The sequence below is a fragment of the Paenibacillus sp. LBL genome, assembly GCF_029893715.1.
Taxonomy (GTDB): domain Bacteria; phylum Bacillota; class Bacilli; order Paenibacillales; family Paenibacillaceae; genus Paenibacillus_AQ; species Paenibacillus_AQ glucanolyticus.
The window spans coordinates 28,067-39,918 of sequence record NZ_JARXYU010000014.1 but is presented as its reverse complement, the minus strand read 5'-3'; the positions used below and the strand labels follow the sequence as shown (position 1 = coordinate 39,918).

The following is an 11,852-nucleotide window of genomic DNA, read 5'->3' as shown; positions in this document are numbered from 1 at the left end:
AAGAGATTTGAAGCCATTGTTGTGTTGGCAGACAGAGCAAGTATATAAAGTTATGGATAAGGATGCGCTACATGTTCAGCAGCACTTATTTCTTGCTACTCACCATCCAATTAAGATGTATAAACAGACGGCAAGCCCAAAAGTTCACGACAAAGGTGCATCTTACGATGAGACAACTTTCTTAAATAACTTTACATCTGGAAAAGATCAAGTTTTTGTTCCCATTCTTGGAGAATCAGGAACAGGGAAATCACATCTTATTCGCTGGTTACATGCAAAGATAGATAAAAGAGGACGTAAGGTCCTGCTTATTCCAAGGTTAACAAACCTTAAAGAAATCATCCTTATGATATTGGAAGATCTCGAAGATCCATTGTTTGAAGAATATCGGCAACGTGTCCGACATTCAGTAGGTAATATAACGTCCGAACAAGCAAAAGAAATATTACATAACAACATTACTCTTGCCATCGGTAAGAATGGTAACCATGTGGTTGAACGCTTAAGTGATGCTGAACTGTTTCTCATGGAAAATTTACCTCATCTATTCCGCGATCCAGCATTCATTCACGAGTGGTTTAAAGAAGATGGGATTATCCATCAGTTGGCGGAACATATTGTTGGTGGTAACGGAGGCCGCTTAAATGAACGTCGAGAATTCACTATTCAGGATTTACCAATAAATCTGACATATATTAACCGTGCAAGCGAAGATGCTCAGTATGTTTATAGTGAACTTGTAGCAGATTATCAACTACAGCAAGAGGCAGTTGAATGGATCAATCGAAATTTGGATCAAGCGATTTCTACAATGCTTAGCTTGTCTAGTACCGATTTGGTAAAAATCATGAATCAGATACGTATTGAATTAGCAGCCAAAAATATTGAACTTATTTTACTCATAGAAGATTTCACTGTACTACAAGGCATTGATTATCAACTACTTGATGCGCTTATCTACACATCCGCTAAAAATAATGATACCAAAACATTAGAAGATGAAGAGGAAAAAGACAAACTATGTAATATGCGCGTTGCTCTTGGCTGTACAACTGGATATTTCCAAAGGTTTGAAGATACTGTCCTAACAAGAATCTCCTTTAGGGTGACGCTTGATGTTGGAGAAGATTTAGTGCCCCCAGAAGAGATAGAGAGATTTTCTGCTAAATATCTAAATGCTTTGCGTACTCCTGAGCAAGAAATTAGGCAGTGGGCTTTAGATAAAGAGAATACTAAACCGTTGAGGTCTGCATGTGAGGACTGTTCTTTTGTTGAATCATGTCACGAAGCATTCGGACAAACAGATGGGATTGGATTATATCCTTTTAACAAAAAGGCACTTCAAATAATGTACAAAAGAGGAACCTCAGAGGAGAATTTCAATCCTCGTCTCTTAATAGGAAAAGTATTGCGTTATATTTTAGAGAATTACGCAGAACCAATATGTGAAGGACAATTTCCATCACCGGCGTTGTTCGACCATTTTGGTGGCAAATCCATAAATCGACTTTCCGTAATAGCCCAAAAGGAAATAGAACGCCTTGATCCAGTTCATTATGACCGACGATTAGCTTTAATTGAATTGTGGACAGAAGAATACGATGTAGTTGATTTTCATCCTTTTATTCATGAAGCATTCAACCTTCCACCTTTACATGATCGAAGAGTTTTCTTGCAAGAGGCAGCAACTAGTCAACAAGCAAACGGAGAATTAGTTATTGATTATACGTCAAAAGATCAGTTTTCAATAAGAGAGCACTCTCCAGAGAATAAGCAAAATTTAAAAAATGAAATTGAGTCTACCTCAAGGTCGCTTGATGATGAATTACCGCAATCCTTGATGGAACGTATACAGATCCTAGATCAATGGGCTAACGGGGGTTCTTTAAGTCAAAGTCATTCACAATTTATGCGTGATATTTTGTTTGAGGCAGTTAATGATTATATTAACTGGGATTTTGAGCAAATAAATCAGAAATGGTTCCAAGATAACGGCCTATGGTCAAAACGAAGTATAAATTTTGAATCTCAATCTACACAGCAAAAGCAAGCGTTAGGTCAAATTCGTTTGAATTTACCATGTAGGGAAAATGAACGAAAAGATACAGCACTTACTCTTCAAGGGTTGATCTACCATCAATACTATAAGCACTGGGAATTTAACAAAGGATCTGAATTTTTACGTTACTCTGCCCGTTATCTTGAGCAATGGTGTTCCATGCTAATAAAGCAGATGCGTCAAATTCCTTTAAATAATGAAGCATTCGACCCTCTTCCACTGGCTTTAGATGTGCTTGCAATAACTGCCGCAATGGGGGGGGGAGTTAAGAATAATTCTCCTGAAGGCATAACTGAAGTTCTTTTTAACCCTATCGCTTTACCAAGTGGCGTAAGGACATCAGAGTGGATTAAATTATTTGAATTATTACTCCTTCATAGAGAAGAAATAAAAAGTATAGCGCTAGCAAGGTTGTCTATCATTAAAGGTGAAACCAGAAATCGTGTGAGAATGGTGGATGCTTCAATAGTTTATAATCATGTTATGAATTTGAATTTGAGTAATTTAACCTTACCTCCAGATGATAAGGTGGGTGCATTTGATAAATTAATTAAATGCTCGGATATGTTACGCATGCAAGTATGCCAGGTGATGGAGTCTGAGCATCAAGATAAATTGAAGTGGACGGAAAAAATGAAGGAGACCTTTGGGGATACGTTAGACGGAAAGGCAACTGCTATGCAAGTCAACGAAGCACTAAAAACTGCTGTTTCATCTGCAACATTACGAGGAGATCAACATGAAATTCAGGCGGCTACTGCTACTCTAGAAGCTAGATCAATTAGTAACATAGTCCGAATTATTAGTGATAATGAAAAAAAACATGGTTTAGAACTGGCAGTTTCTTTAGGTAAATTGGCTACAAAACATATAACAGATATTACGAATAGCTTAACAATAATAGAAAAATTTTTAGAGCAGTCTACTAAAAAAGTTGAAAATGATCTGGTTCACCTACAAGGCAATGAAGCAGTACTGGAACTCGAAACAATTAGAAATGATATACAAAAGGATTTGGATTTAGTTGAATTAGCTTTTAAATCTTTTTAAAGGAGATGGGAAAATGCTTGCTGTAAAAGCGGCAACATTCATTGAGTTAGTAGAGAAAAAAAAGCTATTAGAAAAAAATAAAGAACAGATTCAATTGTATAAAACACGTCAGGGTGAACTTCGTAATGCTCTTATCGAATTAGCAAAGATTCGGTCTAAATACTTGTTAATGCGAGATGCTGGGATACCTTGTCCAGAATTAACAGAGATGCTTAGCCCTGTAGAAGTAATAGCAAACGATAAGGCGCAATTATTTATTGAGAATCCGCAGGTGGTTTTGGAGAAGACATCTTTCCATGCATTTATAAAGGTCATTAGTACTACTGTGACATCAGTTGGCCAAGAGTTATTGCAAGAATGGAAACTATATATCGAAAGTTTAATGCCCAATATACAGCAAGATACTTTAAGTATATTTAAGAGAGTGCCTGCTTTCAAACGGGAAACTGAACTTATAGAACAACATATGGATTCATTACGATTTCATAAGAGTAAATTACCGAATGATAGTGCCGAAATTGAAAAATTAAGAGAAGTGAGTAAAGTGCTACATCAACTTTGGATTAAGTTTGGTCAAGGGAATTTTCCTCCGAACATACTAGAATTTCTCAGGTTGGCAGGAAGTTCGACGGGAGCACCTTTGTCAATTTTAACGGAAGATGTATTGAAATGGCTTAATGAACATGGGATTTATAATGATTGCACTATTCGGATTTAAGCGTTAACTGCTTATAGTATGATGTATTGAATTGAGGGGACCTAAGATGGACTGGAAGCAATTATTCTTGAATGAGTTGGAAGCAGAAGAAGCTAAATATCTTTCTTGGGGATATGTGGAAGGATATTTCACTGATGAAGAATTGACAAGTTTGGCCGAATCTTTTATTGAGAGGCATGAGATTCATGATCTCTCAGCAGAGGAATTAATAAATGCATTGCTTGAAGACTTGCATATCTCGATGTTGCCATCTAGAGATGGTGAGGTATGGCGAACGCGCATGGCGGAAACGGTTAGATTAATCGCACGTTTGCGGCAGTGGTTTCCTACAAAGGCATGGCAATCCTCTCCAACTTTGGTTGCCGATTTTCGTTTTCAGGAGAGGTTGCGTATTTATCCCAAAAGACATATCAAAGCCCAATCACTAATCGACACCACTAAAGGATTATTAAATTCATTAGAGGTTGATGTGCTTCGTTATTTCTTGGAAGGCAAGGGCTCTGATTATAAGTTGTCTGACTTTCAGCAAGAAGCTGCTCTTCAAATGTTTAAAGATCTTCAAGATGAACAATCTCGAGGCTTTATCGTGACAGCTGGCACCGGGACTGGTAAGACATTGTCGTTTTATTTGCCAGCTTTAACGTGGATTGCTGCGCGCATTGATATTACAAATTGGATAAAAGCAGTTGCTTTATATCCAAGAAATGAACTTTTAAAAGATCAGTTTATGGACACTTTTAAAGAGGTTCTCGAATTAAATAAAATGAAATCTTTGGAACGTCCTATCTCAATCGGTGCAGTTTTTGGAGACACACCTACTAATCAAAATCAGGTAAAAAGTAAATGGAAAATGACAGCGCAAGGCTATGTCTGTCCATTCCTGAAATGCCCTGGTTGCAAAAGTGATCTAATTTGGAGTAAGTCAGATCATGATAGTAATCTCGAACGACTAATTTGTGTTAAGAGGGAATGTAATACTGTTATTGAGGGTGAAGTTTTACCGTTAACCCGAAACAAAATGCGAAGAAACCCACCAGATATTTTATTTACAACAACGGAAATGATGAATCGTTATATGAGTGATCATAATTATGGTTCGCTTATTGGAATTGGTACATCTCAACCTCCTCGAATTGTGTTACTTGATGAGGTTCATACCTATACTGGAACCCACGGTGCACAAGTTGCACTATTATTACGCAGATGGCAGCATGCTCTAGGTGGAGTGCCGCTTCAATTTGTTGGCTTATCCGCAACATTGCGGGATTCAGGTGACTTTTTTAGCCAGTTAACAGGGCTGGCACGCTCCAAAGTTGCTGAAATTGATTCATCATATGGTGATTCTGAAGAAAAGGGAAAGGAGTACCAGTTGTTAATACGTGGAGATCCGGCATCGGGTACTTCGTTGCTCTCAACAACAATTCAGACAGCTATGCTACTGCGTCGAATGTTAGATAGAACACCACCAGATGGGAATGGGACTACATTTGGTTCAAAATTGTTTTTATTTACGGACGACTTGGATGTTACCAATAGACTATTTCACACACTTCTTGATGTTGAAGCTAGAGATAGCAATCAGAACAATTATCCAATAAAACTTGACCGAGATCCACTTGCTGCTTTACGGAGTCATAATAATGATGAGACAAAACAACGAATGCAGAATGGGCAATCATGGTTATTTGCTGAAGATATCGGTCACGACTTGGCCCAATCTTTAATTGTTGGAAGGACCAGTTCACAGGACACAGGTGTGGATCCAAAAGCGGAAGTTATTGTAGCTTCTCCCTCACTTGAAGTGGGTTTCAACGATAAATTAGTTGGAGCAGTTATTCAGCACAAAGCCCCACGTGATTTGGCTTCATTTGTACAGAGAAAAGGACGTGCTGGTCGGGGCCCAGATATGCGTCCATGGATGGTCACTGTCTTATCTGACTTTGGCCGAGATAGATACATGTATCAAAGTTATGAAACACTGTTTCAACCTGTTCTAGAGAGACAAGAGTTACCAATTATGAATCGTTATGTGTTGCGGATTCAAGTTGTTTTTGCTTTTATGGATTGGATCGCTTATGAATTAAGGCAGGAAAAAATTAAGGTAGGAAGCCTGTGGCAAATGTTTGCACAACCTCTTGATCAAAGCCATCAAGATCAGTATCAAAAACCACGGGGAGAAACACGTAAATTAATTAAGAAAGTGATAGATGATAGCTCATTGCGGGCTAGAATGGGAACTTATATTCGGAAAGCATTGAGTATATCCCAGCAAGATGCTAGAGCTATTTTATGGGATCCTCCTCGTTCACTTATGTTAGAGGTTCTTCCAACGCTGCTTAGGCGGTTAGAAACGAATTGGGGGGTAGTAGGAGATTCTCGCGCTAAAGAGACACACATATCTAATCATCCACTACCAGAGTTTGTGCCATCGACGTTATTCAGTGAACTTAGCCTGCCAGAGGTCAGCATTGTTCTGCCTTCTGATAAAGTTGAAGATCAATCAATGGATATTCTACAGGCGTTGAATACTTTTGCGCCAGGACGTGTATCTAGAAGGTTTGGAATCGATCATAGTAGAGAAAGTCATTGGATTGCCCCACCTACGCTTAAACCGAGTGAAACTGGAGAGTCATCAGAGTTAATGATCTCAACTTTTTGTAATGAAGACGAATATCGAATTCTTGGCATATTTTCATATATTAACAAAGACGGTAGTGTTGTTGAACTGCCAGTAATCCGACCGTGGAAATTGAAACCTGCACAATCTAATTTTAATGTTGATACTAAATCTAATGCTCATTTGGTTTGGAAGTCTCAGATTTTTCCGTCTGTACAAGCATTTATTGAAAATGAAGAAAAAACACCCTCTGATGATGGCGAATACGGTAGAGATGTAGAAGTTCCTACAGGACTGTATTGGTCATCTCTTTTAAAGGATATTCGTTTTTTTACACATGATACATTTAGCGCTGTTACAGTAAGAAGGTTTGCTATCGGTTCGGAAGCATCTGTAAGATTAGTTACTCAATCGGATCCGGTGCAACTTTCTATTCGATTTGGTTTAGAGCCTGGAAAAGCGGCGGCTTTAGGATTTGTCCAACAAGTTGATGGTATTCGCTTCGAATTGATGAATATTCCAGATACTATTATTTCATCTGCTGATTTAAATACTGCGAAACTTCGATCATTTCGGACAATGTATTTTCAGCATTCTGTTATGAATGATCCATGCTTAATGGAACAAGGGAACATGTTTGTGCTGGAGCGTATGGCGGAGATCTACCTGTCTGCTTTGTTACAAATTGCACTAATCAATGATCTCTCTTTAACAGAAGCTTGTGACTATATTCATTCAAATGATTTTCCAAAGATAATGAATAATGTGATGCATATTATTTTTCAAGTATTAGAAAAGGAAGAGATCTCTGATATTGAAGAGGAGGCTCACTATCAGCGGACTCATCTCAAGTTAAAAGCTTTATTCGAGATCCCATTAGTAGGCGAAAGATTAAAATCATTAGCGGTTATTCTTTGGTCAGAGGAAACAGAAGACTGGAAAAAATGGGCTAAAAAGCGTTGGATCGCTACGTTAGGTGAAGCAATATTGGCAGCATGTTTAGAAATTGCTGGTCCTCATCGTAATGGTGAATTGCTTCTCGATATTGGTGGTGGACCTCAAAGACAAGATGACGGAAGTTGGTTGGATAAAGATCAAGAGATCTGGGTTACGGAAACAATTGAGGGTGGGAGTGGCATTATCGAGGAGATTATTAAGCAGTATAAAAGAGATCCTCGGAGGTTTTTCAGATTAATAGAAAGTTCTCTTACACCGTGTGATGCCGAAATTGTTCATAGTGAGTTGTCACGTATACTCAAAGAAACACAGATAAATGAAGAACTTCAAAGTCAACTTTACGAGTTCCGTAACGCTAATGGATATAAGGAAACTACTAAAGCGGTAGAGGGAATTAAGAAAGTTATGGAGCGTTCTGGAATATTAGTGACACAACCTGTGATGAATGGACTATTTAATCGTCTGCTAAGACCTGGAAGTAATCAACAAACTGATTGTTTTATGTTCGAGTTATTACAATTATGGGAGAGAGAAGAAAGTAGACTTGGTATCGAAATGGATGCTCGTGTCTTTGCTTATGTCGCTAGTGTAGATAGTGGGAAGTCCGCAAATTTAATATCAGCACTTGATCACATTGATCCTCGTGCATCTGATGATGTTAATTGGCGATTTAATGTGATTTACGGCATGATTTGGCCAAGAGGTTCACAAATTCGTCGTAGGGCATTAGAGTCATACAATCCATTTACGTCTCCGATTCCGACGGATCGTGAATTATTGTTGAATACAGTGAAACTCCATAAACGCGTCGAATATTGTGCACCTAATTGGAGAGATCAGATGATAGAATTTCTTATCTCATATGGATCTGTTCAGTTGCTTGTTCCGCAGGATAACAAACTAGAAATCAATGATATTATTCTAAGTCTTACTGCAGAACCTCTTGACCTAGGCTTTTTACATTCCTACCCTCGAGTAGAAGGAATTACGAGAGATAATGGAATGTTTATCATTCATTTTGAAATTCGGGAGGCACTTTTATGACACGATATATATATACCAATGCTGCTTCTCGAGAGATACCGGATTTATTACAAAGCATCCTCGTCGCCGAACTAATTAGGCCGAGCCGTTGGCTCTTCCTTGCTTCACCATGGATTTCAGATATTCCAGTCATCAATAATAGAGCCAATGAATTCATGTTACTTAATCCAGAATGGGCTCGGAAAAACATTACTTTTACTGATGTCATTGTGGAGTTAATGGAGAGGGGAACTGAATTTTTTCTTGAAACACGCCCCGTTAAATCAAATCAGCAATTCATAGATAATATTAAGAGCAAGACTACCAAACCATGGAATAACCTTCATCAAAATGCTGTTCTTCATCGTAAAGGGTTGTTAGGAGACAGTTACTTTTTGAGTGGATCAATGAACTTTACTAATAACGGAATTACTACACTTGAAGAGTTTGTCCAATATACGGTTGACCCGTCTGAAGTTTCGGAGAACAGAATTGTATGGGGACGATCATGGGGGAAGGGGGGAGAATAGATGTTATCTCAGATAGTTCAGGATTTTCTAAATCGATTTTATGCATTACCTAATTTGCTCATATGGGACAAAATTAATACAGGGGACTATGGAGACAAATTTAAACCATATTTAGCTAGATTAGAAGGAAAGTATCCTTCATTTACAGTATTGCCTTACATGGAGCAAGATAAATCATTCACATGGTTTGCAATCGCTTTTAACGAAAACTCATTTACACAAGTGCGAGAAGTGATTCGTTCTTTTGTTGGAACCACATACAGTAGTATGGATTTTTATCAAGTAGATAATTTTAATCATATTCAAGATGAAAATGTTAGAAATTTTACTAATGGACATTTTTTTAAATTTCGTGGAAACGATAAGGCCATTGGGCAGAAGGTTCTAGATTTATTTCGTCTGCTCCGAGAACGACCAGAACGCGGAGTAAGTATACCGACTGACCCAAGTCCGTTATTAAGAACTTTTGAGCTAGCTTTACAGGCTGGTGAACATGGTCTTGCTGAAGCACAAATAGTAATTCTAGAACGTCATAACTTAATTGATCCTCGTAATGCATTGTTTATGCGAATTGAAATGTTATCAAGATTAAATTGTTGGAAAGAAATTTTGATTCATCCACAAATGGAAGATTTATTAAAATCGCCACGACCGGCAAGAGTAACTGAAGGGATCATACGTGCGGTGTACTCGGAGTATCTGAAGACGATAGAATCAGATTCTGAGAGTATGAAAAAAGTCTTTAGTGAAGAGATTTGGCCGGTGTATCAATCATTGTTTCGAGTACGCGGTTCCCTAACACATCCTCATGTTTTAATGTGTTTCATGTTACGCTCGATCATGTCAGAGGAACCAATGTATGAATTGCGTAATGAAATATTGTCATTGGCTTCTGGACAAGCAATTGAACCGCTACTTCGATCATTAACAAACGGTTCAACTTCTATAATAGAAACATTAGAAGTGGTGGTATCTACTTTAGAGGAAGCAAAAAGTCTAGCGGATAATAGTAGATATGAAGAAGCATTTAAATTAGCTGTGCAGTTGCCTTTGTCCAAAGAACAGATTCAGTTATTGTTAATATGTGCCTATGAACTACAAGATCTGACCATAGATAAACAAGTAGTGGATTCAATATCGCAGTCAACAACAATAATAGATTGGAAATCAATACTAACTACCAGACATTTGCGCACCTGTTTCGAGTATTTATATCCTTCAAATGATAAAAAATCTAATATACAGGAATCTAATGTTAGTGCTACGCTTCCGGGATCATGGAATGAATGGTTTGATAAGATAGAGGATTTTGATCTCAATCAAGCAACAATGCTAGCGAGACGTGGGGCAGTGGAATGGCATAGAGATGGATTTCTAGATAATTCCGCTGAAATGGATAAGTTTAAGAATTTTTTGAAAGATGGCAGTAAGACCACACAAGATACATTGAACTTGTCAATGTTATACTTGTTGCGATTCTTTTCTGAAGATACACAATGGCCACGCGAAGAATTAAAAGATACGTATGGAGAACTTCATCGAATATTTCTTTCTCATATGCAGGGGACCTCAGAAGAGATGAAAATCTCGTCAGTTTGGTTGCATACACTACTTAATTTAGGCTTACCAAAAGATCAATATCGAAGTTTATTTGAAGATCTGACAGTGACGTGGAGAAAATATGCATCTAGAGAGTATTTTAGCACTTTAGTGCCAGTTCTTAGTCAATCTGCAGATATTCCTTGTCCAGATCTCTTATCCAGATGTCGTCTTGTACATCAGGTTCAAGATCTGGCATCCAAAAATAAAAATTTTGGGGTAGAAGAATGGGCAGAAGTTGAAGATAAATTAATACCAAAGGATTGGGACACATATTTTGGTTTATTGCATTCTGCCCAAAATGACTATCAGTTCTTAGCAGATTGGTATGAGCAGATTCAAAATAAGGATATAGATTGGACACCTACGTCAGCACTGCGAGTCAATGATTATTTTATTGATTGGATTGTTGAAGAGCCTGAGTCTATAAAAAGATCAATACTAGCACGTGCTCTTCTACCTTTTGTTCAATTCATTGTTCAATACCGTGATTTTCCAAGAATTGATGATGTTGATCTCTACGAAAACTTAGCTGAAGCAATGCGTATATTTTCCAGTAAGAACGAGGAGACGTTACAGGGCTTAATTAAGCTTTTGGATGGTCTTTTACTTAAGAAACCGGGAGAAGCTGACACACAGTGGCGCTACATGAAAGAATGGCTAACATTTCAGCCGATTCTACGTTTGCTATCTTCTATATTTGACTGTATGGAGTTATTTCAGGACTATGGCGTTCCGGGAATGGAAATCAAGCCCGTTTGGGATGAGTGGGTTGGTAGGCTATATGACAAGTTTGAAAAAGATATGGATTCATTGAGAGATTATCTGATTCTACTTGGTGAAGAGGTATCTGGTAATTATGACGTATTGGAACTCCTTCGTAAACAGGTTCAGGATATTGTACAAGATAACAGCGATCCACTACAAAAATTGCAAAATATGAAAATCACCATTTTTTCCTGTAGAGAAAAGGCAGCTAATCGCGCGGCTGACCAAATAATGAAACGAAATTCCCTTATTACAGTTAATGTTTGTACGAGTGATCGTGCTACAGATCAAACGACGGCATATGCTAGAAATTCCGATTTATCAATTGTGGTTACGGCATGTATCTCCCATGCCCTAACGTATGGTATTAAAGACCATTTGTCGTATGAACCAATTTATCCGAGAAGTTCTGGAGAGGCGGGGATTATTGCACGACTTGAAGAGTATGCTATGAGTTCGAATGCGAGTTGAGTACAATAAATATTACAAAACTGAACTGAGTTATATACAGTTCAGTTTTGTTGTATGTCA

Annotated in this window: 5 protein-coding genes; all 5 read left to right on the top strand. The window is 37.9% G+C overall.

Translation table 11 applies throughout. The features are described from left to right. Positions 1-7 precede the first annotated feature (7 nt). The 5 genes from dpdH to M2277_RS23410 are packed head-to-tail and all read left to right on the top strand — an operon-like array spanning position 8 to position 11,792. Positions 8-3,109, top strand: a complete 3,102-nt coding sequence (dpdH, locus tag M2277_RS23430) for a protein DpdH (RefSeq protein ID WP_006208348.1) — start codon at positions 8-10, stop codon at positions 3,107-3,109. Between the two features lie 13 nt (positions 3,110-3,122). Further along, positions 3,123-3,827 carry a hypothetical protein gene (locus M2277_RS23425; RefSeq protein ID WP_006208349.1) on the top strand — a complete coding sequence of 235 codons (705 nt, stop codon included), beginning with the start codon at positions 3,123-3,125 and terminating at the stop codon, positions 3,825-3,827. Positions 3,828-3,873: 46 nt separating this feature from the next. Then, a complete protein-coding gene (gene dpdJ, locus M2277_RS23420; protein ID WP_006208350.1) occupies positions 3,874-8,445 on the top strand; it encodes a protein DpdJ in 4,572 nt (1,523 codons plus the stop codon). Next, positions 8,442-8,954, top strand: coding sequence for a phospholipase D-like domain-containing protein DpdK (dpdK, locus tag M2277_RS23415; RefSeq protein ID WP_006208351.1), 513 nt, complete (start codon positions 8,442-8,444; stop codon positions 8,952-8,954). The genes dpdJ and dpdK overlap by 4 nt, the downstream gene beginning before the upstream one ends. Then, positions 8,955-11,792 (top strand): hypothetical protein, encoded by a 2,838-nt coding sequence (locus M2277_RS23410; protein WP_006208352.1) that lies wholly within the window; start codon positions 8,955-8,957, stop codon positions 11,790-11,792. The last annotated feature ends 60 nt before the right edge of the window (positions 11,793-11,852 follow it).